Raw genomic sequence first — 26,553 nt, 5'->3', positions numbered from 1 at the left:
TGAACTGGTTATTGCGTCTCTCTGACGGGGTTGTACTGTCGCATTCTGATTGGTTGATGTGCACAACCTCCTGGTTTGTGGTTGTTTTTGTTTTTTTTAAAAGGCCGGGGCGACCGAGGAGCTCACGACGCGGGGGTGGGGCGGGGGGGTCAGATGTGTAAAGGAGAGGGGGGGGGGGGTGGGGGGGGGAGTGGGACCGATGACCATCATGCCCTTGAGACGAATATGCGGGCAGGTTTGGCGAATATGGGTGTATATTTCTAGGGCTTGTTCTGGGATCACCCCGCTTTTAGCGCTCTCTTTAGAAATATTGACCTGCAAGAGCGCATTAAGGGTGCTTATGCTACGCGCTTCTATGGCTTGGGCGAGCTCTAGGGAGTCTAGGGCGTGGAATAAGAAAGGTTTGAGGGCTAAGAGTTTGTTAATCTTATTGCGTTGCAAATTGCCTAGCATGTGCCACTCTAGGGGCAGGGCTTGTAGGGTGTTGGATTTTGCTTGCAAGTCCTGCACTTTGTTCTCTGCAAAAGCGCGTTGCCCGCACGCATAAAGGGCGCGTACTTGTTCGGCGGTGGCGTATTTAGACACGGCAATGAGTTGTACAATATGGTGGCGGTTATAGCTCAAACGGGCTTTTTCAATGCGCTTGATGAGGTGATCTAGGCGTTTGGCAAAGTCCATATCTGTCCTTTAAGTGCTAGGGGAGTTGTGAATATGATAGCGTTTGTAAAGCGGATCGTCTAGGGGGGGGATAAGCCCTAGAGTGGATAATTTTTGCAAGACCTCTAAATTGCAATCGGTTTCTAGGGGCCACTCCCTAGTGTGCCCCTCTAGCGCGCCCTTGTCTGTCGCGTCTAAAAAGACTAGCCCATTCTCTACTTTGAGATCGCGCTTGGCGTCTAAATTATTGGCGATACGCCAAAGCAACATGTAGGCGTTGTTGAGGTCGTTTTTGGACGCGTCCACAAAGATCACAATACTCAGCGCGCTTTGCAAGTCTTCAAGCCCATCTAGCGCGCCCAATAAGGGGCGCAAAGCCTTTTGCACCCCCACCACACAAAGGGGGTTAGCGGTGTGCGTGCCATATTGTTTTAAGATCAACGCTTCGGGCAACACCTCTTGTATGCGGGCTAATAAAAGCGCGTCTTCTAACACACAAGGGGTTTTAGAGCTGGGCGTGGTGGCGTCAATGCCCAATTTCCCCCCAAAGGCAAAGCTGGGGCTGGCATGATCGAGCGCGTCGCACACGCCCTCGCTTAAGAGCAGTTTATGGGGATCAAAGTGGTTTAAAATATGCGTGAAAATAGCCGGGTAGTCTTGCAAGCTGGGGGCATCAGGTCCTACAAAAATGGCATGTTTGACAAAGCTCATCTGCCCCGTGCCCCAAAAGTGGTGCATGATTTGGCTGGCATGCGCGGGGTAACTGGGCGCGATCTGGGCTAAAATCAGATTGTGAAAGACCCCATTTTCAGGCATGTGATAATCTAAAAGTCCATAGGCGCTTTTTTGAATGAGGGGTAAAAAAAGCCGTTCGGTCAAATACCCCATATACTTGTCTTCTAAGGGGGGTTTGCCCACCACACAGGCTAGATAAATGGGATTGGGTCTGATGCGCAACGCGCCCACCTCTAAGAGAGGGTAGGGCTCTTGTGGGGTGTAAAAACCCGTGTGGTCCCCAAAAGGACCTTCTAGGCGCATGTGTTCAGGGTCTACCCAGCCCTCAAGGATAATATCCCCATCGCGGGGCACACAAATAGGATTGGTGCGCGAACGCGTTAAAACAGGGCGTTTGCCCCTAAGCAAACCATAGAGCCAAAGTTCGAACATGCCATGTGGCATGGGCGCTTGCCCACACCAAGTATAGAGCGGATCTCCCCCAATGACAACACTCACGGGCATTTTACGCCCCGCTTGTTTGTAAGCGTGGAAGAAGTGATTGCCATCTTTGTGGATTTGCCAATGCAAGCCCAAATGATTCTTGTCATAGACTTGCAAACGATATAGCCCCAAGTTTTTATGCGCCCCATCCAAGCTTTGGGTATAAACCTGCCCCATTGTGATAAAGGGGGCGGCATCCCTCTCCCAAGTGGTGAGAATGGGCAAGTCGTAGAGATTGACTTGATCGCCGGTGTGCTCAATGTGGTCGGTGGGTTTATGGCTGATTTTGGGGACAAGATGAGAGAGGGTTTTTAGCATTTTGAAGGCATGCCAAATTTCTTTGAGACTCTTGGGTTTTTGTACACGCAATAAAGCCTCTAGCTGGGCAGAACAAGCCTCAATGGGCTTGCCTAAGATGAGCTCCATACGCCTAGAAGAACCAAAGAGGTTGATCAACACGGGCATGTTAAAGGATTGGTGGCGCTTGCCATCCATGGGTTTTGTACACAAAAGGGCTTTGCCCCCCTTTGGTTTTTTTGCCTCTAAATAGGCAAGATGAGGGATCTCTAAATAGATGTCTAAAGGGGTATCTAGGGTTTGTAGCTCCCCTAAGCTTTCTAGCTGGGCAAGAAAAGTACGCACTTTAAATACAGACCAAGCAGGCGTGCAAACAATGGGGGATTTGCTGGAGCGCGCGCAAGATGTCGGTGCTAATGGGTGCGTCCACTAAGATCACCGCTAAAGCCTCTTGCTTGTCATTGCGCCCCAATCTGAAATCTGCGATATTGATCCCATGTTTGCCCAAAGTCTGCCCCACATTGCCCACCACCCCGGGCACATCGGTGTTTTTGAATAAAATCATATTCCCTTGGGGTTTAATGTCCATTTCAAAGCCGTTAATATTGGTGATCTTGAGCAAGTCGTTGGCAAAGATAGTCCCGCTCACTTGGGTGGTTTGGGTGCGCGTGGTGAGCTGGAGGGTGATCGCGTTGGTGTAGGGGGTGGCGTTGTCCAAAGCGCGTGTGCTGATAGCAATTTTGCGCTCTTGAGCGATAAAGCGCGCGTTGACTTCGTTGATCTGATCGCCTAGGGTGGGCTTGAGCAATCCTAAAAGGGCAAAGGTGAGCAAAGAGTCGGCGTATTCGCGCACAGGTCCAGCCACAATGAGTTCGAGTGCCCCAATCGCATCCTTATTGATTTGGGCAGAGAAAAAACCTAGTTTTTGCGTCAGTTGTAAATAGGTTTTAGCATAAGTGGGCATGTGCGCTTTAATAGAGAGATTGAGCGCGTTAGGGTACGCGCTCCCTTTTAGGGATTGAATCACCGCCTTAGCTGCTTCTAGGGCGATCTGCTCTTGGGATTCTAGGGTGTTAGCCCCGATATGGGGGGTTACATAGACATTCTCTAAATCCAGCAAAGGGTTTGCTATGCTGGGTTCTTTGCTAAAGACATCTAGCCCCAACCAACGCACTTTCTTAGAACGCAACGCCTCTAAAAGCGCCTCTTCATTGTAAAGCCCCCCGCGCGCGCAGTTGATGAGAATCACCCCCTCTTTCATCTTGGCGATTTGGGGCGCGTCAATGATATTAAGGGTCTCTGCATTCTTAGGGGTGTGGATGGTGATACAATCGCATGCCAAAATCTCATTAAAGTCTGTGGTGTAATGCGCGCCTAAATCTGTGGCTTTGGATTTGTGGATATAGGGATCGTAAGCGATCACCTCCATGCCAAAGGCGCGCGCGCGCACCCCCACACGCGAGCCGATATTGCCAAAGCCAATGATCCCCAACTTTTTCCCCTTGAGCTCTGTGCCATACCAATCCTCACGCTTCCAAAGTCTCTCTGATTTGAGTTGGGCGTTCGCGCTAGGGAAACGGCGCACGGCGTTGAGCAAATGCGCCATAGTGAGTTCTACGGCTGCGATGGTGTTGGCTGTGGGGACATTCATCACCACAATCCCCTTTTTAGAACACAGATCGATATGGACATTATCCACACCCACCCCCGCGCGCACAATGGCTTTGAGCTGGTGGGCATGCTCGAGCATGGGCGCATCAATGGGGGTCATGCTCCGCGTGATGAGCGCGTGGGCGTTTTTGAGCGCGTGGGGTAGCGCGTTTTTGGGGGTGCTAGAATGATCCAAAACTTCTAAATCTGTTTGGGCATGGAGCAGAGCCACCCCAGCAGAGTGGATGGGATCGCAGATGACAACTTGGAGCATGGTCTTCCTTAATTGAATTGGTAGGGGATCTGATAATAACGCAGGTCGTCTAAAAAGGCTTGGCGCACAGGCGAATTAGGCAGATAGATGATTAAGGTTGTTGTGCGCCCCTTTTTATCGGTGGCAAAATCAATGCGCTTTTCTTTTAAAATTTCATGCAAACAGAAGAACTTATATGCGTCCAAATTGCGGACAAATAATTTTTGCGCTTGATAGCGTTCTCGAAATTCTAAAGTAATACGCCGTTCTAAAACAGGATAGTCAAAATCCTTAGACTCTAAAGTGCTGCTATGTGTAATACTAGGTTGTGGGGGATTTGGAGGCTTGGGCTGATCAAGCTCTAGGCTAAGATCGTCGAATGTTAGAGGAGGAGGGGATGCGGGCTTAGAACGCCCTTTATAAAATTTATATCCGAAATCTGCCACTACGATCAGCACGGCCCCCACCATCACCAAAAAAACCGCAAGTCTAAAATGCCGTTTTTTCATCGATCAACACTAGAACTTGCCTAAGAGCTTATCCCCTAAAGTCATCTTATCGCCCCCAGCATTGAATGCTTGCAATTGCTCGCGCTCTTTTTTGTGCTCGAGTCGGCGCACGGAGGCGCGTGCCTTGTGGGTGGTCTTATCCAAAGACACCAGCACACTAGTGATCTCCTGCCCCATGACCACCTCTTCTTTTTTGAGCGGGGATAAGTCTTCATTTTTGATCAAAACATCAATGTTATCCACCCGCACGAACACCCCGAAATCCTTAATGCTCACCACGCTCCCCTGAATGGTGTCGCCGATTTTATGCTGTTGGGCAAAGACTTCTAGGGGCGAGGGTTGCTTGAACTTCATCTCTAAGGAGATCTTTTCTTCTTCCTTATTGATGCGTGCGATTTTAGTTTGCACCACATCGCCCATCTTGAAATGATCCCTGCACTTTTGATCGGATTCCCAAAAGGCATCTCTATTGTGCAAGAGTCCGTCCACACCGCCTAAATTGATAAAAACCCCAAAATCGGTTAGGCTCACCACCTTGCCCTCTACCAAATCCCCCACCCTGTGTTTGGAGACAAATTCGTTAAAAGGCTTGTCTGAAAGCTGTTTGAGCGAAACGCGTAAACGGCGGTTTTTGCTGTCAATTTCAATGATCTTGACATCAATTTCTTGATCCAATTCCAAATAGTCTTGGGGGTGTTTGACATCTTTGTTCCAAGAGATTTCAGAGATGTGCAAAAAGCCCTCAATGTCATTGCCAATATCCACAAACACCCCGTAACTCTCAATGCTACTCACCACGACTTTGATCGCATAGCCCACTTTCAACTTGCTTTGAATCTCCTCCCATGGGTCCTCCATAGTGGCTTTGATGGAGAGAGAAAGGCGCTTTTTCTCCTCATCATAAGCGATTGCCTTGACTTGCACCTCATCGCCCTCTTTGAAATGCTTGGCCGGGTTAGCCGATCCGCGGTGTGTGATCTCACTATAATGCACCAAGCCCTCCACTCCATCCACCTCTACAAACACCCCAAAGCCCGTAATGCTCTTCACAATGCCTTTACGCACCGCCTGGGATTCCATCAATTTCTTAGCACCCTCATGTTGTTGTTTATCATGAATGTCAAAGAAACGTTTTCTAGAAACACGAATTGACCCATTCTCTGCATCTACATCAAGCACGCACGCCTTAACATGCTTGCCAATATGTTTACTATCGCGTCGCAAAGAGGATTGAGATCTGGAAAGGAAATATTCCGCACCCTCTTTATCTGCAAGAATATACCCTCCCTTGTTTTCGCGCACTACCTTCCCCTCAATCACCTTATCTTTGTAATCTGCTCCCAGTTGGGCAATTTTTGCCTGCACCCTGTCGTAAACAAGTGCACGTTTGTAAGAGACGCTAGGGCGTTCGCCTTTCTGAGACACATAAACACGAATAGGACTCTCCACTCCAAAGAGTAAAACCCCCCGCGTGTCTCTAATTTCATCTAGGGAGAGTCGCCCCTCAGTTTTGCCCCCCACGCTCACCATGGCGTAATTCTCCGCTTCGTTGATAGAAACAATCACGCCTTCTTTAACCATGCCCTTTTGTTCTGCATCGTCCTCCTTATCCATGGTGTCCATGTATTGCTTGAACACTTCAGATTCGTCCAAAGATTCCAACTCTTGCTTCATCCACAACCTTCCAATTAACATTCAGGCTATTGTAGCCTTTGTTTACTTATAATTACCAAAAAGACCACCTATGTCCTTGCCCTTTGTGCACACCCATTTTAGTGCCATTTCTCTAGTGATCACCACCTACAACCAAGAGGCGCGTTTAGCCCTAGTGTTAGATTCTGTACTCCATCTAGCTTATAAACCCCATGAAGTCTTGATTGCAGACGATGGGAGTACACCCAAAACCCGCGCCTTGATTGAAAACTATATGCCTAAATTTGCACAGGAAGCCATGCCCCTCTTACATGTTTGGCAAGAAGATTTAGGCTTTCGCGCCGCCAAAAGCCGCAACAATGCCATCATGCAGGCAAGCGGAGATTACATTATCCTCATTGACACGGATATGATTCTACACCCTTATTTCATTTACGATCATCTGCTCTTTGCACGCCCTAAGACTTTGTTGCAAGGGGGGCGCTTGATCCTCAATGCCCAAGAAAGCCAAAGGCTTTTAGATCGCCAAGATTTCACGCTAGCCTATGCCAAACGCGCCTTGAAAAACCAGCGCGCGCTCGCTTTGGCAAGATTGTGTTACTTGCCTAGCGTGCGCACTTGTCAACCCCGCGCCTTGCTCAAGGGGGTAAGGAGCGCGAATATGAGTTTTAGCAAGGCGGATTTTTTAGCCATTGAAGGGTTTAATGAACATTTCATCGGCTGGGGCAGAGAAGATAGCGAGTTTGTGGCGCGTTTTCTCTTCAATGCGGGGGTGATGAAACGCTTGCGCTTTTGCGCGCTCGCTTACCACATTTACCATGAAGAAAATAGCCGTGCCAGTTTGGAGGCTAACCACGCGCTCTATTTGCAAACCCTGCAAGAGCGCAAGATTACTTGGCGTTAAACTTAAACTTTAAAGGCAAGCATTTTGACTTCAAGATACGCCTTATTTTAAGTTAATATTTATTTATTTTAAGATACAATTGAGAGGGCTTTTATAAAATTGTAAAGGAGTTGTGGGAGGGGCGTTATACTTAAGTTAGCAACGCCCTGCTGAGACTAAAGAGAAAAGGAGAGAGCATGAAACTGAGCCTAAAAACCAAGCAATATATCCATGCCATCTTGTTTCTTGTATGGATGGGGGTTGGGGTGGAATTTATGATACACTTTGATAAGATACGCCATTGGTTATGGTGGGAGCACACGTTGTTCGCATTTGGGATTGGGGGCTTGCTTTCACTGGTGTATGTCCTTTTTAAGCTAGACTTAAAACCCGAGCAGTGGCTTCCATGGAAACCCATGCTATTGCTAGGAGCTCTTATAATCCCCATAATCGTGGTGGTTACCGGAGAATTAGGCTGGTGAACTAAGATCATTTCTTCCATGCCCGTGGTTTCAGCGTGGCTCTGGAAAAACCCCTGGCGCGATCTGTGATCGTATCAGGGACATGTTTCATCAGGGCAACAGTCATACAGACAATATCCGCCCCGTTTGAGGGGGTGCTTGGAGAAGTCTCCAAATCCTTGAAGATCGCAAAGCTAGAAGTCGATCTTGCTATTATTAACATCAGCTGTACCCGCGCCCACGCCTTGCTGATAATTGCGTAATTGTTTGAAGGCTTGGGCTTTGATGCGCTCAATGGCAGCACTGCGATCGGGTTGATCGGCATACAAGCTTTTAGAATAGACAATATTGCCCTGACAATCCCTGATATTGAGATTGAGTCCAATATGGAACAAGCCATTTGCCGTACTCTCATAGATTTTATTTTCAATGCGGTACAAGCCCGGATCGTCAGATTGCTGGATAAAGCGCGCGTATTGCCCGGTGAGCGCGTCAGAAATTTCTGAATCGGAGCCGGGCGCGTAGATGAGATTTGCTTTGGGGTGGGGGCTGTTTTTCTTGACAAGTTCTTGATAGGGGGTCAAAGAAGCCACGCCCCGCCCATAGGCGTTTAAAATTTCTTGCAAGGGCATGGCTTTAGCGAGGGTGGTTTGTAATTTCTGTATCTCTTTTAAGAAAATGCCCTTACAGCCCTCTTGGGGGTGCAAAGCACTTAAAGTGTTATAAAGATCTTGGTAACGCTTAGATAAGGTATTTAAGAACATGTTCTTATTAAGCTTGAGGCGAGTATAGCAGACATGGTGCTCACATTCCTCCTTATCTACCTTAATATTGATGAACTTGATAGAATCCACCACTAAGCGAATATTCTGACTCGAGTGTTTATCTAAAGTTTTGTTAACCCGCGTGGTTTGGTTGGTAGTTGTAGAAGATACGCTTACCACAATACCACTAGCCAGATCATTGAGAGCTTTTTGTTTAGCAACTTCCTTACTCTCTCCCATGCCATTGCCATAGAAATATGCAGGGTTACCTTTAAAATTTTGATACCAATGCGGGGCAGAATGAGAGGTGGCTTGGAGCGCTAGGGGGACAATCACAAGCGAGAGCTTGATAAATTTGGCAAGCATGGACGATCCTTATAGAAAATAAGGGCTATTCTACCACAAAACTTTAACGATACTGGTGTAGCGAAAACTTCGGATATAAATGATATTGTGCTTGTTGGCGCAAAAGGTGTTTGGCATAGGGGGCGCAGTAGTCTTATGGCATGATGCAAATGCAAAGCTATAAATATCTTGCCCATCTGCATGGATACGCACGCGTTCATTGGGTGTATTGCTCACGCGCGCAATGTAAAGTTTGCGCGGAAAAATTGTGGGAGAACGGATGTCTGCGGAAGTACTAGCCGCTGCGTAAATCGAAGAAAATAAACCTCCTAATATCCCCAAATATTGGTTAGAGATGGCTTCCAAACCCACCTTCAAGACTGCCGAAGTGATCGCTCGTGTAACGATGTAGGGTAGTTGCTTTTTAAACTCGCTCCCAATAATTCCATCAAGCACCACTAGATTTTCAAAATTCTTATTTTGATGTGTGGCACTTACCATGAAACCTGTATGGAAATCCACACCATCAACTAACTGAGGCAGGGCCAAACTTGCTGTATAAATACCATCTGGAAGAGGAAGAGGCAAAGTTATTTTAAATTCTTGCTTGGTAGCTTGCTTGCCATCCTCAATAAAAATCCATGTAAACTTTTGCGCAGAAGGATATTTAAAAAAGAGTAAATCTTCTCCTACTGTGATGGAGTGACTAATCCCATAAGCTTCTTTAAGGTAGTCAATCCCCCTAGAACGGTCGTTATCGAGAGCAAAAAACAACCCTGAAAGATAAGAGACGGCAGGATTGATCAAGTCATTATAAGCAGCAAAACGATCTAAATTAGAGTAGTCCTGGTTTAAGACTTCGCGTACTTTTGACTCTGAATTTTCTTTACTGAGTCTAGAAGCCCCTTGTTTACGCATGTTTTCTACAGCTTTTTGAATCTGCTTGTGATAAAACTCTTTAGCACGACGTTGGCGGTCATTGGCGCGGTTAAATTCTACGCGCGCGTCTGCAGGATCGCCTATGAGCAGGTAATCCATCGCTTTATAATAGTTCATCAATACGCTTTCATAGATACTACCCGTGTAGGTTTTAACATTGTCATTTACAAGTACAGCGCCAACATTACCTACAGATTTTTTAAAGAAGTTGATATAGTGGTCGAATTGTTTTTCAGCCGCATTAAGTGCACGGATAGAATTTTGGTATTGTCCTAACATAAGAGCGCTCAGTCCATTTTGTAAATCCCACAAAGAACCATCTTTGTGATCTTTGGCACTCATTTGCGCAGAGAACGCGTAGGCATCTTGCATGCCTAATGGCGAATAATAAGACTTATCAAAAAGCGCAAACTCCGAACGATGCCCTGTGCACCCAACAAACAACAGCACTACAAAGGCGAGACAAAGGTAGCGGCAAACTTTCACGAGATCTCCTTGCTAGCAGTTTATCAGAGTATAAGCAAAATTGTAATAAAATCTCGCGTGCCTTTTTTCAGACCTATGCAATGGAGTATTGAGTCAACGCTTCAGGGTGGAGACACAGCAGAGCAGCTTGATATTTTGTGTGCCTTAGTCATCTGGGAAAAGGCTATTTTGATCAAGAATGATGCATGCGCCTACTTTTCATGGGAACGTCCCCTTTTGCCCGAATCGTCCTAGCCTGTCTCTTAGATCAGCGCTTTGAGGTGATTGCGCTCTTCACCCAACCTAGTAAACCTTTTGGGCGCACCCAAGCGCTCAAACACTCCGCCACTAAGGAGTTTTTACAGCGCGCGCACCCCCACATCCCCATTTTTGAGCCAACCAAGCTAGACACACCCCTTATAGAGACGATTCGCACGCTCAAGCCCGATGTGATTGTGGTGGTGGCTTATGGCAAGATTCTCCCCCAAGCTCTTCTAGATATTGCCCCCTGCTTGAATTTGCATGGCTCAATTCTGCCCCAATTCAGGGGCGCATCGCCCATGCAAGAGATGATTCTAAAAGATGCATCAGAATTTGGCGTGAGTGTGATTGCGATGAACGCTCAAATGGACGCGGGCGATATTTTAGGAGTGGCGCGTGTGAAACGCAAATCCTACATGAACGCAGAGGAATTAGGCGCGCTCCTAGCCCCTATAGGGGCTCAATTGCTTGTAGAGATTTTACGCCAACCTTTTAAACCAATGCCTCAAGATCACACACAGGCGAGTTATTGCGCCAAAATCACCAAGCAAGACGGGCTAGTGTGTTTTCAAGAAGCCAAAGAGGTGTTTTTAAAAGCCCTAGCTTACCATCCGTGGCCGGGTGTGTTTTTGGCAAGCGGGCTTAAGCTTTTTGGGGTGGAATTGGTGCAAGAACAGGGTACACACAAGGAAGGGGTTCTCTTGGATTTAGAGCAAGAGAGCGCCTTAGTGGGGTGTGCTAAGGGGGTGCTTAGGATCGCCTCTGTGCAAGCCCCCAGCAAACAGAAAATGCGCACAAAGGCTTATATGAGTGGAAAACGCCTCAAAATAGGAGATGTGTTAGGATGATGCCCATCTTGTCCTTTGCATGCTTGCCTTCTACCCAACTCTATTTGGTAGAACAGGTTAAGCAGCATGCCCTCAAACTGCCCGTGTGTGTCATAGCCCAAACCCAAAATGCAGGGGTGGGAAGTCGGGGCTGTGTGTGGGAGCAAGTGGAGGAGGGTTTGACTTTTTCTTTTGCTATTGCCCTAGAGGACTTGCCCGCTGATGTGCCTAGACAAAGTTGGAGCGTGTATTTTGGGTATCTTTTTAAAGAGAGTTTGTCTAACGCACAGGTGTGGCTCAAGTGGCCCAATGATCTCTACAAGGGAGAGGAGAAAATCGGGGGGGTGATGAGTCAGATTGTGCGCGATAGTATTGTTTGTGGGATTGGGCTTAATCTCAAGGCGCAACACTATGGCGCGCTGGGCATGTTAGATAAAGAAGCGTTATTACAGGTGTTTTTAACGCGCGTGCAAGCGGGTATTTCATGGCAAGAAGTGCTCAAGGCGTACCGCCTAGAATTTAGCGCGCGCCACCAGCATTGTTTTTTTCACGATCGGGGCGTGCGAGTGCCCTTGCGCGGCGCGCGCGTGCTAGATGACGGGGGGCTACAGATTGGACAACAGGTTTATTACGGGGCTAGATGATTTAAGCTAAGCTTTGTTAGAATCGCGCTTTTGAGCAAGGATTGAGCGTGGATATTTCTGTTAATGTGTATTTGATGTTGGTGGTGTTTGTAACTTTTCTGTTATTGATGTGGCTCTCTAATGTGTGGATTTATAAACCCATGTTAGCCAACATGGACGCGCGGGAGGGCTCTATTGGACAAGATAGTGCCTTTATTGACAAAACCACACAGGAAATCGCGCATTTAAAACAGGAGGCAAGTCGTCAGCTCAAAGAGGCGCGTATCCAAGCCAATAAGATTTTGCAGGATAGTTTGCAAAAGGCGTGTGAAGATTATGAGAATACCCTCGCACAAAAAGAGAATGACCTCCAAAAAGACTTCGAGATGTTCGTACAGGGCTTAAAGGAAAGTAAAAGTGAATTGAAACTACAATTGACTCAGGATTTACCCGCCCTAGAGGTGTCCTTACAACAAAAAATATCTCAAATGTAGGAACAGGCTTGGTACGACGCGCGTTATTTGGCTTCTTATGTGGTAGCGTTTTCTTATGGGGTGCAGAGGGGCATGGCATTGCTCAGACAGATATTGTGTTGAGAATGATCAATTTCGTTCTCTTTATAGGTTTGGTATGGTACTTTATTAGCGGGAGCTTGAAACGCATGTTGGAGCAAAGGCGTGCCAAGATTGCTAGCAAATTAAACGCTTTACAAGAGCAGCGTCAGACAATCAAGGAAGAAAAAGAGCGTGCGCTTAAGGCTCTAGAGCAAGCTAGGCAAGAAGCCAGCCAGATTATTTCTAATGCTAAGCAAGAAGCCTTTTTACTCACACAAAAACATGAACAAAAAACCAAAAACGCGGTTGAAAAGCTTTTAAAAGATAATCAAAAACTCAAAGATAAGGAAGTACTGAAGATTCAGCAAGAAGTGGTCGCTGAGCTCTTAGATACCCTTTTTAAATCTAAACAGGCAGATTTTGATGCGCCTATCTACATGCACTTACTTCAAGATAAGGTGGCTCAATGAATCTTGTAGCAAAGAAATACGCGCGCGCGCTCAGAGAGAGTTTTGGCGCAGATTTAGAGAGGGCGCTCAAAGCTTTAGAGCGCATGTGTGCGCTTTACACTTCTGCAGAGTTCATCGAGGTGTTGCAATCCCCCTACTATCCTAATACGATCAAACAAAAGATCCTAAATGATGTGTTAGAAGATAAGGATCCGCGCTTGCAACGTTTTTTAGAAGTGTTAAGTGAGCACCAACGCTTCATTGTGTTGCCAGAGATTTATAAAGAGTTATGCGCATGGGTACAACGCCAACAAAATGCCTATAAGGGTTACCTTTTTTGCAACCAAGAAGTGGGAGATTTAGGCATGTTAGAAGCGCAAGTTGCCAAGCGTTTAAACATCACTCTGAGCTTAGAGAGTGTGCTCGTTGAGCATGAGGGTATCCGTTTAGAGATTCCTGATCTAGGCGTGGAGGTGGCTTTTTACAAGGATCACTTCTTCCGCCAGCTCAAACATTTTATCATGGAAGCGGTCTAAATTACGCAAGGAGACAAAGTGTTAAAATTAAAAGCCGAAGAAATCAGTGCCATTATTAAAGAGAGAATTGAGAACTTCGCCCCCGATATCAATATCACCCAAGTAGGCAAGGTGATCGCCTATGCCGATGGAGTGGCAAAGGTTTATGGACTTAAAGATGTGATGTCTTATGAAGTGGTGGAGTTTGACACGGGCGATCGTGGGTTAGCGTCCAACTTAGAGGAAGGGAGCATTGGGGTCATTGTTTTGGGGAGTGGCAAAGACATCAAAGAGGGTACAAGTGTTAAGCGCACCAAGCAACTCATGAAAGTACCCGTAGGGGACGCAGTGGTGGGAAGGGTTATTAACACTTTGGGCGAGCCCATTGATGGCAAGGGACCTATTGGCGCAGAGGAATTTAGGTTCGTGGAACAAAAGGCTCCAGGTATTATGGATCGCAAATCCGTGCACGAACCCTTGCAGACAGGGATTAAAGCCATTGATGCGCTAGTGCCTATCGGGCGTGGGCAGCGCGAACTCATCATCGGGGACAAGCAGACGGGCAAAACCACCGTGGCTGTGGACACCATCATCAACCAAAAAGATCAGAATGTGATCTGTATTTATGTCGCTATTGGACAAAAGGAATCTACAGTAGCCCAAGTGGTGCGCAAATTAGAAGAATACGGGGCGATGGAGTATAGCGTGGTAGTGAACGCCCCTGCTTCGGCTTCGCCTGCCATGCAATACCTCGCCCCCTATGCTGGGGTTACCATTGGAGAATATTTCAGAGATCATGGCAGGCATGCACTGATCATTTATGACGATCTGAGTAAGCATGCCGTGGCATATCGTGAAATTTCTTTGATCTTGCGCCGTCCCCCGGGTCGAGAAGCCTTCCCCGGAGATGTGTTTTATATCCACTCTAGATTATTGGAACGCGCGGCTAAAATGAGCGATGAGAGGGGTGCGGGTTCTCTGACTGCCCTGCCCATCATTGAAACCCAAGCGGGCGATGTGTCTGCTTACATCCCCACCAATGTGATCTCCATCACCGATGGGCAGATCTTTTTAGAGACTGATCTGTTCTATTCTGGGATTCGCCCCGCGATCAATGTGGGTCTATCTGTTTCTAGGGTGGGTGGGGCAGCTCAAATCAAAGGCACTAAGCAAGTGGCAGGTACCTTGCGTTTGGATTTGGCGCAATATCGCGAATTGCAAGCGTTTGCCCAATTTGCCTCTGATTTAGATGAAGCCAGCCGTAAGCAACTCGATCGCGGGCAACGCATGGTGGAGGTGCTCAAGCAACCCCCCTATTCGCCCTTGCCCATTGAAAAACAAATTGTGATGATCTATGCGGGTGTGAAAGGGTTTTTAGACGATGTGCCAGTCAATAAAGTCGTGTCTTTTGAAGAAAAATTACACCCTTTCTTAGAATCCAAATATCCTAATGTCTTGGAAGATATTCGCACAAAGAAGGCTCTAGATAAGGATTTGGAAGTGGCTTTAAAAGTCGCTATCGATGAGTTTAAGTTAGGCTTCTAAGGAAGATCTCATGGGTGCAAGTCTGAAGGATATTAGAAAAAAGATCGCCAGTGTCAAAAACACCCAAAAAACCACCCGTGCGATGAAGTTGGTTTCCACTTCTAAGCTCAAAAAAACCGAAGAAGTCGCCAAGCGGTCTCGAGTTTTTGCCCAGAAGCTCAACGAAGTGGTGAGTGATATTTGTGCGAAGATTAAAGCGCGTAATGTCAAAGGCATTGAAAGTAAGTACTTTGCCCAACTTGAACACCCTGCGATCCAAAAGATAGATATTATCTTTGTAACCGCAGATAAGGGGTTATGTGGGGGCTTTAACATGACAACCATTAAAGAGGTGTTGCGCCATATCAATCTCTACAAGGCACAGGGAGTCAAGGTGCGCTTGAGAGGGATTGGCAAAAAAGGCGTGGCTTATTTTACCTACAATGGGATCGACTTGTTAGACAGGGCAATCGACTTGTCCAGCGCGCCGGATTACGAACGCGCGAGCGCTTTCATTGATAGAGCGGTGCAGGACTATTTAAACGGCTTAACCGATAGCGTGGTGATTATTCATAATGGTTTTAAGAACATGATCGCCCAAGAATTGCGTGTACAGCAGGTTTTGCCCTTAGATTTTGTCGAAGTGAGTTCGGACGCTGAGGAGGGTATCGTGGTAGAACCCGATGATGAGGAGGGGGTCATCTTGGACGCGTTGGCTAAAAAATTCATTGACTTTAACATGTATTATGCGTTGTTAGACTCTCTAGCTGCCGAGCATAGCGCACGCATGCAGGCGATGGACACCGCTACAAACAACGCCGCAGATTTAGTGCGCAGCTTGACCATCTCGTATAATAAAGCTAGACAGGAGGCGATCACCACTGAGCTTGTGGAGATCAACGCCGGCGTAGAAGCCATTAAATAAAGGAGCAACATGGAAGGGAAAATTATACAGATCATGGGTCCCGTGGTGGATGTGGAGTTTGAGGATTACCTACCCGCCATTTACGAAGCCTTAGATGTTACCTATCAATTTGAGAGTGAGGCTAAGAGTCTTGTCTTAGAGGTGGCGGCGCATTTGGGGGATAACCGGGTGCGCACCATTGCGATGGACATGACAGAGGGGCTCACCAGGGGGCAAAAGGTAGTCGCACGGGGCAAAATGATCGAAGTGCCCGTAGGAGAAGAGGTCTTGGGGCGCATTTTCAATGTGGTAGGAGAGGTGATTGATGAGGGCGAACCCTTGAAAGAGCCCACCACTTGGCCCATCCACAGAAATGCCCCTTCTTTTGAGCAACAAAGCACCAAAACAGAGATGTTTGAAACGGGGATCAAGGTGGTAGACTTGCTTGCGCCCTATTCTAAAGGGGGTAAGGTTGGGTTGTTCGGGGGGGCAGGCGTGGGCAAAACCGTGATCATCATGGAGCTCATCCACAATGTGGCGTATAAACATAGCGGGTATTCTGTCTTTGCGGGGGTGGGGGAGCGCACTAGAGAGGGCAATGACCTTTATCACGAGATGAAAGAGGGGGGCGTGTTGGACAAGGTGGCTCTTTGCTATGGGCAGATGAACGAACCCCCGGGGGCAAGAAATCGCATCGCTTTTACCGGTTTGACAATGGCAGAGTATTTTAGAGATCAAAAGGGCTTAGATATTTTGATGTTCATTGACAACATCTTTAGGTACGCCCAATCAGGAGCAGAAATGTCGGCTTTGTTAGGGCGTATCCCCTCAGCGGTGGGTTACCAACCCACTTTAGCAAGCGAAATGGGCAAACTTCAAGAGCGCATCACTTCCACTAAAAATGGCTCAATCACTTCTGTGCAGGCAGTTTATGTACCCGCAGATGACTTGACCGACCCCGCTCCTGCTTCGGTCTTTGCGCACCTAGATGCCACTACGGTGCTCAACCGCAAAATTGCCGAAAAGGGAATTTACCCCGCTGTAGACCCTCTAGATTCCACTTCTAGGATTTTAGACCCCCAGGTGATTGGCGAAGAGCATTATAAAGTGGCTACCGGTATTCAGCAAATTTTGCAAAAATACAAGGATTTGCAAGACATCATCGCCATTTTGGGGATGGATGAACTCTCTGAGGAGGATAAGAAGATCGTAGAGCGCGCGCGCAAGATTGAAAAATTTCTCTCCCAGCCTTTCTTTGTGGCAGAGGTCTTTACGGGCAGTCCGGGGAAATATGTAACCTTAAAAGAAACCTTAGAAGGCTTTGGGGGGATTTTAGAGGGCAAGTATGACGACATTCCAGAAAATGCCTTCTACATGGTGGGCAATATCCAAGAGGTGGTTGAAAAATACGAAAAAATGAAAAGCGAGGGCAAGGATAAGAAGAGCGCGTCATAAAGGACAAATATGGGATTAGTTGTGAGCATTGTCGTGCCTCAGGGTTCTATTTTTTCAGGCTCCGTGGATCGCATCACCTTGCCCGGTGCAGAGGGCGAGTTTGGGGTCTTAGAAGGGCATAGCAACATGGTTTCCTTGCTTAAAAGCGGGGTGATTGAGATCGAGCGCAATCAAGAGAGCAGTTTGATTGCCATTAATTGGGGCTATGTGGAGGTGAAGCATAGCAGTGTGGATATTTTAGCCGATGGGGCGGTGTTCATCAAGGGTGATGATGAAGTCTACAAAGCCAAGAAACTCTTAGAAGACGCCACCGCCGATAGATTGGCGATTTCTAGTGTGATCGCGCGTATCGAGACGCGTGGTTTGAGGTAGGGCGTGGCTTCACTCCAGCACTTTGTTTATGAAAGTGGGTTTATAACCATAGCGGTGCTTGCCTGTCTTTCTTTTTATTTCATTTTGACTCTATGGGTGTTTTTTTATAAGTATGTTGCCATTAGAACGAGTATTCTTAAAGAGCAGCGTGCCTTAGAAGCACTTATGGCAGGCAACACTAGCATGCTTAGTGTCCAGCTCTTTGAAAGTACAGGGCGTTTTTCCAAAGAGCTTTTATTCATTTGGAAAAATCAAGTACTCCAGCATAGTACCACAGGATTAGTGCTATTAAGTATTGTCGCGTCTACAGCCCCTTTTATTGGGTTATTTGGGACCGTGGTGGAGATTTTAGATGCCTTTGGGCGTTTGGGGACGCAGGTTTCTTTTGATGTGATCGCCCCGGTGATCTCTAAGGCACTTGTGGCTACGGCTGCTGGGATTTTAACCGCCATCCCAGCTTATTCGTTTTTTTTGATCTTAAAGCGCAAGGTTTACGATCTCTCTGTCTGCGTGCAGATGCAAATAGATTTTCTCATCGCTAAGGAGGGATGATCGTGTTCGATGTGGAGCATTGGGACGCAGATAAGCCCGAGCTCAATATCACCCCCCTTGTGGATATTATGCTCGTCTTGCTCGCGATTTTGATGATTGCTACCCCTACCATTACCTATCAAGAAAAAATTAATCTTCCCAAAGGCTCTAAAAATACCCGCACTTCTAAAGGGGATATTTTAGAAATTCGCATGGATATTCAGGGTAAAATCTATATTCACGATAAAGTTTACACCTATAACACCTTTCATGACGCTTTTGCGATATTGGCAAGAAATTATGATAAGAGCACAGCTATTTATGTCCGTGCAGATAAACGTTTACCCTATGAGAATATTATCTACTTGCTTAAGAATATTCGCGAAGCAGGGTTTTTTAAGGTTTCTTTAGTAACTAGTGCGTGATGGGCAACAAAACGCTTGCAATCGGTTCGGGAATTTTAGCCTGCGCTTGTTATGCTGTATTGTTAATTTTGTTGCTTGGTGAGCGTGTAGAAGATGTACGAATTTCTCAAGAAGAGAGTATGGATGTAAATTTTATTATCAATACACTCCCCACACCGGCTCCTGTGCCAGCCCCTACGCTAAATCCAGTCTCTCCCACGCCTAGCCCGGCCACTATTCCTTTTAGAGAACCCGGGGTGAGCGATATTTTTTCCTCTGTTCCAGAACCACAACCGCAAAAATTAGAGGATACGCCACAAAAAAAAGAGATACAGGAGATGCAAACCTTGCTTAAAAATATGGGGTTCAATCAGCATCAAAAAGCTTTTAAGGATCTGAAAGATAGTCTTAACACCGTGCAAGAACAATTACAGGTTTTAAAACATAAGAATATCGATTTGCAAGTGCCCAAAGATGAGAAAAATGATAAGCAAGAATACCAGGCATGGTTTCAAGAAATCTATCGGATTCTCTATGGGCATTGGAAACTGGGTTTTAAACAACCCGCCTCCGTGTATGCGCTTATCACTATCTCAGATATGGGGCAGTTCAGCTTTGCCATCATAGGATATTCTCCTTTTCCAGCGTATAACCAAGAAATTGAAAATTTATTGACTTCTCTGCAAGGACAAAAATTCCCTCCTTACCCTAAAGGCACTATTACTCTCAAAGTGAATTTTAAAACAAAGGACTAATTATGCGGTTTTTGTGCTTTATCTTGCTGTATTTTCAAGCTTATGTATGGGGTGCAGACGCAACGCTGGACATTATCAAAAATATTGAAAGATTGCCTAAAGTAGAAGTGCGCTATATAAATTCCGCCCAAGAGCCTTATTTGTCTAAAATTTACAACATGTTGCTTTCTGATCTAAAAATTAGCAACCACGCGGAAGTGGTTGGAGTTGGCGCGCAAGATGAAAGCATCGATTATGGCTCTATGGGCGCACAAGGGGTCAAGCTTTTAGTGAGTCTGCGCGTGGATAAGTTGGGGCAGATCAATGTGCGCCTTTATGATGTGGCGCACAAGAGTGTTTTGGGTATTAAAGATTATATCTTCACCAAAAAGGAGCTCTACCCCTTCATTGCCCACCGCGTTGCGATTGACATCAACGATGCGCTTAAAGCCCCTTCTATTGCATGGATGGCACGTTTTGTTGTCTTTGCTAAGTATATCCAGCCTGGAGTTACCAACATTGTCGTGGCAGACTATAGTCTGACTTATCAACAAGATATAATCAAAAACGGCATGCTGAATGTCTTCCCCAAGTGGGCTAATGCAGATCAAAGCGCAATCTACTATACCCAATATCTCAGACACCCCACTATTATCAAATACAATCTACGCAATGGATATAGTGAGGTAATCACTCAGAGCGATGGCATGGCTGCAGTCTCTAGTGTAAGCCAAGATGGTCGCAAATTGCTCATGACACTAGCTCCAGAGGGTCAAAGTGATATCTTTCTTTATGACACCATCAAAAAAAGCCAGACCCGTTTAACGCATTATCAAGGCATTGATGTCTTAGGTAACTTTGTGGATCATGAAAAGGCTATGGTTTTTGTTTCCGATCGTGCCGGCTATCCTAATGTCTATCTTAAAAAACTTAAGCCTGATGCCCCCATTGAACAAGTTGTTTTTTATTCTAAAAATAATGACTCCGTTACAGCTTCAGGAGACAATATTGTTTATGTAAGTCGTGAAGACCGCGACGCTGATGGGCAAAATGTCTTTAACCTACATCTCATTACACTCAAAAGCGATTATGTGCGTCGTTTAACAGCCAACGGAGTTAACCAAATGCCTCGCTTTTCTCAGGATGGTAAGGCAATCATGTTTTTGAAGAGAGCCTCGCAACAAAGTGCTTTGGGGGTCATTTTGCTCGATTATAATCAGAGCTACCTCTTTCCGCTAGAGAATACGCGGATACAATCTTTTGATTGGTAATTATCAAAATGTTAAGCGTGAACAAGATATAATCAGAGTTTACTTTATTAAAATGGGTAGCAAAGGAGAGTTATGAACAAATGGGCGATAGCGGGGGCTTTGGCAGCGTTGTTAGTGATCACGGGTTGTGGTAGTGGTGGTAAGGCAAAGCCAGCACCAAAAACCCCGCAAGGCAAAAGTGCACAAAATGCTCAAGAAAAGCCTGTAGAGAATAAGACTCTGCATCCAGAAGGGGCACAAAAAGAGGGTTCACAAGCGCCTCATGAGCAGAGTGAAGAAAGCGAAGAGGGAGAGCATGGGAAAAATAACACCTCACAAGCGCCTCATGAGCAGAGTGAAGAAGGGAAAAATAACACCTCACAAGCGCCTCATGAGCAGAGTGAAGAAAGCGAAGAGGGGGTAAATAACGCTTCCCAAGCCCCTCACGAGCAAGTGAAAAGTGGGAGTATTGTCAGTCAAGTCTACTTTGACTTTGACAAATACAATATCAGGACAGACATGCAGGATGCTGTCGAGCAAGGTGCACAAAAAATCCAAGAATATAAAATGAAAGTACTCTTGGAAGGTAATACAGACGAATTTGGTACGGGTGAATATAACTTTGCTTTGGGCAACAAGCGTGCTTTGAGCGTTAAACAGGCTTTGGTACTCAAAGGTATTGATCAGGATAGCATCCGTACCGTGAGTTTTGGGGAAACCAAGCCCATCTGCCAAGAGAAAACTAGAGAATGCTACCAAAAAAATAGAAGGGTTGACATTAAAGTCGTGCAGTGATGCGTATAAGCTATGTGGCTTTACTTGTTGGGGGGGTTTTAGGGCTTTATGCGGAGCCCTCTGCCTTTGATTTGCAGAGTGGAGCGACCAAGCAAGAGCTAAGCACTCTTAAATCTAGTAATAAAAATTTAGAAAACATCATTGCTACACTCAAGAGTCAAACAGATACCCTATTGCAGAATCAGGATGGACTCAGGAGTCTTTTTGAAGGGCAGGGGGCTAAACTCAAGGAAGTTAGCGATACTTTAAATGTGCATGACAACACACTTAAGGCACTTAAAGCAACTCAGGACATGCAAGACAGCATGCTTAAGCAGCAAGGAAATCTAATCGAGGCGCTTAAATCCCAAATAGAAGCTAATAAAAATGCCTTAAGTCAACTAGATCAAAAGATCAACGACATGAACGCCGTACTCACCAAAATGAACACTGATTTTGCCACAAAATTAGAAGCTATTCAGGATTCCATTAGAGAACAAGCAGATGATAATGCCAAGAAACTTAAAAGTCTTGCGCGTATCCAAGCTAAAATGTTGCAGAAGAATCAGGCAGTTTCAGATACAAAACAAAATGAAATAGCTTTTGAAAAGGACCCTGATAAGAAACCACAAATTTTTCAAGAAGCCTTAGGATTTTATCGCCAAAAACGCTTCGATCAAGCGCAAGTGCGCTTTGCTTGGCTGGGAGATAATGCATACAAATCTGCGTATAGTTATTACATGGCTGGCGAAGCAGCGTATCTACAAAAAAAATATAAAGATGCTATTGCTCTATATAAAAAAAGTGCGCTCATTAAGGATAAAGCGGATTACATGCCCGTTTTATTGTGGCATACAGCATGGGCATTTAGATTTTTGGGCGATCATAGCACCTACATTAAATTCTTGCGCTCGCTTTCTAGTCTTTACCCTGAGAGCGAACAGGGTAAAAAAGCTTTGGGCGCTTTAGGTAAAGAAAAACAAAATTAAAAAGGACGTTACTATGGCAATATCTACAAAACATCAAGTAGCTATTATTGAATACCAAGTCATCGACTCCCAAACACAGGAGGTTATTGATTCTACGCTAGGGAAAAAGCCCCTAGAGTTTGTTCTAGGGGCAGGGCATGTTATTGCTGGCGTGGAAAAAGCACTTAAGAATGCCACGATCGGGCAAACACTAGTTGTGGACATTCCACCCGAAGAGAGTTATGGGCACTACCGCACAGATTACCTACAAGAAGTGCCTAGAGATCAATTTGAGGGTATTAAGTTAAAAAAGGGTATGACCTTATTTGGACGAGGCGCTAACCAGGAGAGCGTACAAGTGAGTGTGAAAGATTTTAGCGATAAGATGGTGATGTTAGACTACAACCATCCTTTAGCCGGCAAAACCCTTACTTATCATATCAAACTCTTAGGTTTCAGGGAAGCTTTGGAGCAAGAAGTGTTGCCCGCTCCAGGTGATTCTAAGCAGTGTTGCGGGGGTGGATGTGGCTGTAAGCACTGACGATTGGGTTTTAGGATTGTATGCGCACTTTAAACATCGGCATTATTGGGCTAGGTTGTGTAGGTATGGGGGTTGTGGAGATTTTAGAACGCAATCAGACATGGATTGCACAGCGTTGTGGCTGTCTCTTACAAATACGCAAAGGTGTGGTACGCGATCTCTCTAAAAAGCGCACGCTTTCTTTCGCACTTAGCGATTGTGTCGAGGATATTTTAAAAGACCCAAAGATCGATATCGTTGTAGAATTGATGGGCGGGGTGCAAGATGCCTTTAGCGTTGCGCAACGCGCTCTTCAGAATAACAAAGCCTTTGTTACTGCCAACAAGGCTATGCTAGCAGAGTATTATCATCCCCTACAGCGTCTTGCCAAAAAAGCTATTGGCTTTGAAGCCAGTGTAGGGGGCGGACTTCCCATTGTTAACGCACTTAAAGAAGGATTGGGGGCAAATCAAATCCTCTTCCTTGCAGGTATTTTAAATGGCACAAGCAATTTTATTTTAGATCAGATGGAGCTGGGCGCGCACTTTACACAAGCTTTACAACAAGCCCAAGCTTTAGGTTATGCAGAAGCCGATCCCAGCTTAGATCTTAGTGGAGAAGACAGCGCGCATAAATTATCAATTCTAGCTACTTTAGCTTTCCATACCCAACCCACACTCAACTATTTAGAGGGTATTGAGTGTATTGAATCTATAGACCTGCAGCATGCTAGGCATTTGGGTTATCGCATCAAACTTTTAGCCAGTGCATGGCGTTGTGGGCAAAGTTTGGCACTCGTCGTGCGCCCCACTCTGATCCCCCAAGCGCATTTTTTAGCCCAAGTGGATGGCGTGATGAATGGCATGGTGATTATTGGGGATTGTGTGGGCGAAACTTTCTTTTATGGCGCGGGAGCGGGGGGCTTAGCGAGTGCTAGTGCAGTGGTAAGCGATCTAATGGCGGTGGCTAAAAACCCCAATCCAGCACCTCCCTTAGAAACACTAACCTATAATTATACAGATATGCCTCACGCTTATTATTTACGACTAGATCCTCTAGATTTGACGTCTATCGTTTCCATCCTTAACACGCATGCTATCCAATTAGATAGTTACCAAGTAGAACATAATCAAGTCATTTGTATTACCAAGCCCACCACACAAGATCGCGTTCAAAAAGTACTGCATCACTTCCAACAAAACCATCAAAATGCGCGCGCCCTAGCTATCTATGAGTCGCCATAAAGGCTTGCAAGCGGAGGAGTTAGCCTGCGTATACCTGAGAGAACAGGGATGTACCATTGTGATGCGTAATTTTGCGTGTCGTTTTGGTGAAATTGATATTATCGCGCTCAAAGAGGGCGTTTTGCATTTTGTGGAGGTAAAGAGTCGCCAACAGGTACCGCCCATTTACGCGCTCACACCCATAAAATTAGCTCGTATTGTCAAGACAATTCAGGTTTATTGGCAGACCTATCCTAAGACAATGCCTTATTGTATCGACGCTGTGCTTATCAAGGGGACTTTACAAAACTACACAATTGAATGGCTTGAAAATATCGGGTTTTTAGAGTAAAGGCGGGCTTTATCTTTAGTGGTATAGAATAGCCAATCCAATTAATTTTAAGGAGCGATTATGGCAGATTATATTGAACTTACAGGTGAGAATTTTGAAAGCGTAACTAGCAGTGGTGTGGCTGTGGTGGACTTTTGGGCACCTTGGTGCGGACCTTGTAAAATGCTTGCACCTGTGATTGACGAGCTTGCTAGTGAGTATGTGGGTAGAGTGAAGGTCTGTAAAGTTAACACTGATGAACAAGAAGAGCTTTCTGCCAAGTTTGGTATTAGGAGTATCCCCACTGTACTTTACATGAAAGATGGCGTAGTGCAAAACCAGACTGTCGGCGCGCTCTCTAAGCAAGCTCTTAAAGATAATATCGACAAGTTACTATGATCGATCTAGCTATTATTGGTGGCGGGCCTGCCGGTTTGAGTGCCGGTCTTTATGCCACAAGGGGAGGCTTAAAAGATGTTGTGCTTTTTGAAAAGGGCATGCCGGGGGGGCAGATCACAGGAAGTAGTGAGATTGAAAACTACCCCGGTGTTAAGGAGATTGTGAGTGGCATGGACTTCATGCAGCCTTGGCAGGAGCAGTGTTTCCGCTTTGGGCTCAAGCATGAAATGGTTTCTGTAGTGCGTCTCAATCTGCAAGGAAAGCATTATGTCCTTCATTTAGAAGATGGACGATATATAGAGGCTAAAAGTGTAATTGTAAGTACAGGGGGTCGTCCCAAACGCACGGGGATTAAGGGCGAGGCGGAGTTTTGGGGTAAAGGAGTTAGCACTTGTGCTACCTGCGATGGCTTTTTCTACAAGAACAAGGAAGTGGCCGTTCTAGGAGGGGGGGATACTGCTTTAGAAGAGGCGATTTATCTTACCAAGATGTGTTCCAAGGTGTATTTAATCCACAGGCGTGAGGGCTTTAGAGCTGCACCTATCACCATTGAGCACGCCAAAAAGAATCCCAAGATTGAGTTTTTAACCCCAGCTGTAGTAGAAGAAATTCGGGGTGATGCAAGTGGCGTTAACGCTCTTTTAGTTAAGAATACACAGAGTGGAGTCTTGCAAGAACTCAAGGTGCCCGGCATCTTTATCTTTGTGGGTTATGAGGTTAATACAGAAATCTTGAAGCAAGAGGACGCGAGCATGCTTTGTGCTTGCGATAACTACGGCTCTGTAATAGTGGACTTATCCATGAAGACTAATTTGGCTGGCTTGTTTGCTGCTGGCGATGTGCGTGCCCAAGCGTCCAAACAAGTTGTTTGTGCTGCTGGCGATGGAGCTACAGCAGCGCTCTCTGCTATTGCCTATTTGGACGCGCACTCCTGATGTACAACATCGGCATTTTTGGAGCAAGCGGCAGAATGGGAAAGTTGCTCGTGCAGGAGATTAAGAAGGATTCTAGTCTCTGTCTCTCCAGTGTCTTTGTACGCAAGAGCCTTAACATGTCTTTAGTGCAGATGCTTCCTGAAAGCACTTTTGTAACCAATGATTTAGAGCAATTTTTAGCCCGTTGTGCTTTGGTGGTTGACTTTTCCCTTCCCCAGGCTTTACCATCCCTTTTAGAGGCTTTGCACAAGCGTCCTTTACCCCTGCTTTCTGGTACGACAGGCTTAAACACACAGACATGGGAAGACTTGCAAGATTTGAGCAAGCATGTACCTGTTTTGCACGCTTCTAATATGTCTTTAGGCATGGCAGTTCTTAATAGGGTTGTAGCTTTAGTGGCACAGAGCTTAAAAGATGCAGACATTGAAATTGTGGAGACGCATCATCGCTACAAAAAAGACGCACCTAGCGGGAGTGCTTTGAGCTTAGGACAAAGTTGCGCCCGAGCAAGAGGTTTAGATTTTGCGAAAGTGTGTGCAGCCAGTAGAAATACCCAGAGACAAGAGCATGAAATTGGATTTGCAAGTGTGCGCGGAGGGGATGTAGTGGGCAAGCATGCAGTAGGGTTTTACCTAGATGGTGAATATTTAGAGCTCAAGCATGTTGTTACAGAGCGTGCTATCTTCGCTAAGGGGGCACTTGCAGTTGCTAAGTGGCTTGTTTCTCAAAAACCCGGGTTCTATGGAATTGAAAATCTATATGCCGAATCGTAGCTTTTGCGTAACGCTGTATTTGGGATAAATGCAAAAACGTCGAAGTGGTATTAGTCTATTGGTTTGTCTCCTACTCGATCACTAAAATCACCTACAAACTTTTTCCTTATTCGTGTCGTTGGGTCTCTTATCT

General features: G+C 45.9%; 29 protein-coding genes and 1 pseudogene. 23 read left to right on the top strand and 7 right to left on the bottom strand.

Features of this window, described 5'->3' with window-relative positions:
* Window positions 1-195: 195 nt before the first annotated feature.
* The 5 genes and pseudogenes from C6G87_RS03365 to C6G87_RS03345 all read right to left on the bottom strand — a co-directional run.
* Window positions 196-678, bottom strand: a pseudogene (locus tag C6G87_RS03365) (YggS family pyridoxal phosphate-dependent enzyme); the annotation flags it as partial.
* Window positions 679-687: 9 nt separating this feature from the next.
* Window positions 688-2,517: a menaquinone biosynthesis decarboxylase gene (locus C6G87_RS03360; protein WP_104752128.1), complete on the bottom strand. Its 1,830-nt coding sequence runs from the start codon at window positions 2,515-2,517 to the stop codon at window positions 688-690.
* Between the two features lies 1 nt (window position 2,518).
* The gene (gene serA / locus C6G87_RS03355) at window positions 2,519-4,096 is read right to left on the bottom strand and encodes a phosphoglycerate dehydrogenase (RefSeq protein ID WP_104752127.1); all 1,578 of its coding nucleotides are present in this window, start codon (window positions 4,094-4,096) and stop codon (window positions 2,519-2,521) included.
* A gap of 8 nt (window positions 4,097-4,104) precedes the next feature.
* Window positions 4,105-4,584, bottom strand: coding sequence for a hypothetical protein (locus C6G87_RS03350; protein ID WP_104752126.1), 480 nt, complete (start codon window positions 4,582-4,584; stop codon window positions 4,105-4,107).
* Between the two features lie 9 nt (window positions 4,585-4,593).
* On the bottom strand, window positions 4,594-6,258 hold the full coding sequence (locus C6G87_RS03345) for a 30S ribosomal protein S1 (RefSeq protein ID WP_104752125.1): 1,665 nt from the start codon (window positions 6,256-6,258) through the stop codon (window positions 4,594-4,596).
* A gap of 70 nt (window positions 6,259-6,328) precedes the next feature.
* On the opposite strand from C6G87_RS03345, the gene C6G87_RS03340 reads away from it, so the two are divergent.
* Together C6G87_RS03340 and C6G87_RS03335 are read left to right on the top strand one after the other, a co-directional pair.
* Window positions 6,329-7,141, top strand: a complete 813-nt coding sequence (locus C6G87_RS03340) for a glycosyltransferase family 2 protein (RefSeq protein ID WP_104752124.1) — start codon at window positions 6,329-6,331, stop codon at window positions 7,139-7,141.
* 176 nt (window positions 7,142-7,317) lie between these two features.
* Window positions 7,318-7,602, top strand: coding sequence for a hypothetical protein (locus tag C6G87_RS03335; protein ID WP_104752123.1), 285 nt, complete (start codon window positions 7,318-7,320; stop codon window positions 7,600-7,602).
* Between the two features lie 173 nt (window positions 7,603-7,775).
* Here C6G87_RS03335 and C6G87_RS03330 read toward each other — a convergent pair whose 3' ends face one another.
* Together C6G87_RS03330 and C6G87_RS03325 are read right to left on the bottom strand one after the other, a co-directional pair.
* The gene (locus C6G87_RS03330; protein ID WP_104752122.1) at window positions 7,776-8,711 is read right to left on the bottom strand and encodes an LPP20 family lipoprotein; all 936 of its coding nucleotides are present in this window, start codon (window positions 8,709-8,711) and stop codon (window positions 7,776-7,778) included.
* A 30-nt stretch (window positions 8,712-8,741) separates the two neighbouring features.
* Complete coding sequence (locus C6G87_RS03325) at window positions 8,742-10,115, bottom strand: COG3014 family protein (RefSeq protein ID WP_199767616.1); 1,374 nt, start codon at window positions 10,113-10,115, stop codon at window positions 8,742-8,744.
* Between the two features lie 185 nt (window positions 10,116-10,300).
* Between C6G87_RS03325 and fmt the strand changes: the two genes are divergently transcribed.
* The 21 genes from fmt (at window position 10,301) to dapB (ending at window position 26,420) form a co-directional block, all read left to right on the top strand.
* The gene (fmt, locus tag C6G87_RS03320; RefSeq protein WP_104752121.1) at window positions 10,301-11,203 is read left to right on the top strand and encodes a methionyl-tRNA formyltransferase; all 903 of its coding nucleotides are present in this window, start codon (window positions 10,301-10,303) and stop codon (window positions 11,201-11,203) included.
* Complete coding sequence (locus C6G87_RS03315) at window positions 11,203-11,826, top strand: biotin--[acetyl-CoA-carboxylase] ligase (protein WP_104752136.1); 624 nt, start codon at window positions 11,203-11,205, stop codon at window positions 11,824-11,826. Before fmt ends, C6G87_RS03315 begins: the two co-directional genes overlap by 1 nt.
* 47 nt (window positions 11,827-11,873) lie before the next feature.
* The gene (locus C6G87_RS03310; protein WP_104752120.1) at window positions 11,874-12,299 is read left to right on the top strand and encodes a F0F1 ATP synthase subunit B family protein; all 426 of its coding nucleotides are present in this window, start codon (window positions 11,874-11,876) and stop codon (window positions 12,297-12,299) included.
* 8 nt (window positions 12,300-12,307) lie between these two features.
* Complete coding sequence (locus tag C6G87_RS03305; protein ID WP_233708981.1) at window positions 12,308-12,829, top strand: F0F1 ATP synthase subunit B family protein; 522 nt, start codon at window positions 12,308-12,310, stop codon at window positions 12,827-12,829.
* Window positions 12,826-13,344, top strand: coding sequence for a F0F1 ATP synthase subunit delta (locus C6G87_RS03300; RefSeq protein WP_104752119.1), 519 nt, complete (start codon window positions 12,826-12,828; stop codon window positions 13,342-13,344). The genes C6G87_RS03305 and C6G87_RS03300 overlap by 4 nt, the downstream gene beginning before the upstream one ends.
* A gap of 18 nt (window positions 13,345-13,362) precedes the next feature.
* A complete protein-coding gene (gene atpA, locus C6G87_RS03295) occupies window positions 13,363-14,868 on the top strand; it encodes a F0F1 ATP synthase subunit alpha (protein WP_104752118.1) in 1,506 nt (501 codons plus the stop codon).
* A gap of 10 nt (window positions 14,869-14,878) precedes the next feature.
* A complete protein-coding gene (atpG, locus tag C6G87_RS03290; RefSeq protein ID WP_104752117.1) occupies window positions 14,879-15,772 on the top strand; it encodes an ATP synthase F1 subunit gamma in 894 nt (297 codons plus the stop codon).
* Window positions 15,773-15,781: 9 nt separating this feature from the next.
* The gene (atpD, locus tag C6G87_RS03285) at window positions 15,782-17,206 is read left to right on the top strand and encodes a F0F1 ATP synthase subunit beta (RefSeq protein WP_104752116.1); all 1,425 of its coding nucleotides are present in this window, start codon (window positions 15,782-15,784) and stop codon (window positions 17,204-17,206) included.
* Window positions 17,207-17,215: 9 nt separating this feature from the next.
* Window positions 17,216-17,578, top strand: coding sequence for an ATP synthase F1 subunit epsilon (atpC, locus tag C6G87_RS03280; RefSeq protein WP_104752115.1), 363 nt, complete (start codon window positions 17,216-17,218; stop codon window positions 17,576-17,578).
* Between the two features lie 3 nt (window positions 17,579-17,581).
* Window positions 17,582-18,130 carry a MotA/TolQ/ExbB proton channel family protein gene (locus tag C6G87_RS03275; RefSeq protein ID WP_104752114.1) on the top strand — a complete coding sequence of 183 codons (549 nt, stop codon included), beginning with the start codon at window positions 17,582-17,584 and terminating at the stop codon, window positions 18,128-18,130.
* Window positions 18,127-18,534 carry an ExbD/TolR family protein gene (locus C6G87_RS03270; protein ID WP_104752113.1) on the top strand — a complete coding sequence of 136 codons (408 nt, stop codon included), beginning with the start codon at window positions 18,127-18,129 and terminating at the stop codon, window positions 18,532-18,534. Before C6G87_RS03275 ends, C6G87_RS03270 begins: the two co-directional genes overlap by 4 nt.
* The gene (locus tag C6G87_RS03265) at window positions 18,534-19,268 is read left to right on the top strand and encodes a TonB C-terminal domain-containing protein (RefSeq protein WP_104752112.1); all 735 of its coding nucleotides are present in this window, start codon (window positions 18,534-18,536) and stop codon (window positions 19,266-19,268) included. The genes C6G87_RS03270 and C6G87_RS03265 overlap by 1 nt, the downstream gene beginning before the upstream one ends.
* 2 nt (window positions 19,269-19,270) lie before the next feature.
* On the top strand, window positions 19,271-20,518 hold the full coding sequence (gene tolB / locus C6G87_RS03260) for a Tol-Pal system protein TolB (protein WP_104752111.1): 1,248 nt from the start codon (window positions 19,271-19,273) through the stop codon (window positions 20,516-20,518).
* A 72-nt stretch (window positions 20,519-20,590) separates the two neighbouring features.
* A complete protein-coding gene (locus C6G87_RS09050; protein WP_104752110.1) occupies window positions 20,591-21,292 on the top strand; it encodes an OmpA family protein in 702 nt (233 codons plus the stop codon).
* Window positions 21,292-22,260 (top strand): tetratricopeptide repeat protein, encoded by a 969-nt coding sequence (locus tag C6G87_RS03250; protein WP_233708980.1) that lies wholly within the window; start codon window positions 21,292-21,294, stop codon window positions 22,258-22,260. Before C6G87_RS09050 ends, C6G87_RS03250 begins: the two co-directional genes overlap by 1 nt.
* 13 nt (window positions 22,261-22,273) lie before the next feature.
* Window positions 22,274-22,780, top strand: a complete 507-nt coding sequence (locus C6G87_RS03245; RefSeq protein WP_104752109.1) for an FKBP-type peptidyl-prolyl cis-trans isomerase — start codon at window positions 22,274-22,276, stop codon at window positions 22,778-22,780.
* A 20-nt stretch (window positions 22,781-22,800) separates the two neighbouring features.
* Window positions 22,801-24,003, top strand: a complete 1,203-nt coding sequence (locus C6G87_RS03240) for a homoserine dehydrogenase (RefSeq protein WP_104752108.1) — start codon at window positions 22,801-22,803, stop codon at window positions 24,001-24,003.
* The gene (locus tag C6G87_RS03235; RefSeq protein ID WP_104752107.1) at window positions 23,990-24,334 is read left to right on the top strand and encodes a YraN family protein; all 345 of its coding nucleotides are present in this window, start codon (window positions 23,990-23,992) and stop codon (window positions 24,332-24,334) included. Before C6G87_RS03240 ends, C6G87_RS03235 begins: the two co-directional genes overlap by 14 nt.
* A 60-nt stretch (window positions 24,335-24,394) precedes the next feature.
* Window positions 24,395-24,712 (top strand): thioredoxin, encoded by a 318-nt coding sequence (trxA, locus tag C6G87_RS03230; protein ID WP_104752106.1) that lies wholly within the window; start codon window positions 24,395-24,397, stop codon window positions 24,710-24,712.
* Window positions 24,709-25,647, top strand: coding sequence for a thioredoxin-disulfide reductase (gene trxB, locus C6G87_RS03225; RefSeq protein ID WP_104752105.1), 939 nt, complete (start codon window positions 24,709-24,711; stop codon window positions 25,645-25,647). Before trxA ends, trxB begins: the two co-directional genes overlap by 4 nt.
* Window positions 25,647-26,420 (top strand): 4-hydroxy-tetrahydrodipicolinate reductase, encoded by a 774-nt coding sequence (gene dapB / locus C6G87_RS03220; RefSeq protein WP_104752104.1) that lies wholly within the window; start codon window positions 25,647-25,649, stop codon window positions 26,418-26,420. The genes trxB and dapB overlap by 1 nt, the downstream gene beginning before the upstream one ends.
* Window positions 26,421-26,553: the final 133 nt, after the last annotated feature.

This window comes from Helicobacter baculiformis, from assembly GCF_900197685.1.
Lineage (GTDB): Bacteria > Campylobacterota > Campylobacteria > Campylobacterales > Helicobacteraceae > Helicobacter > Helicobacter baculiformis.
This window is presented reverse-complemented; position numbering and strand designations above follow the sequence as displayed.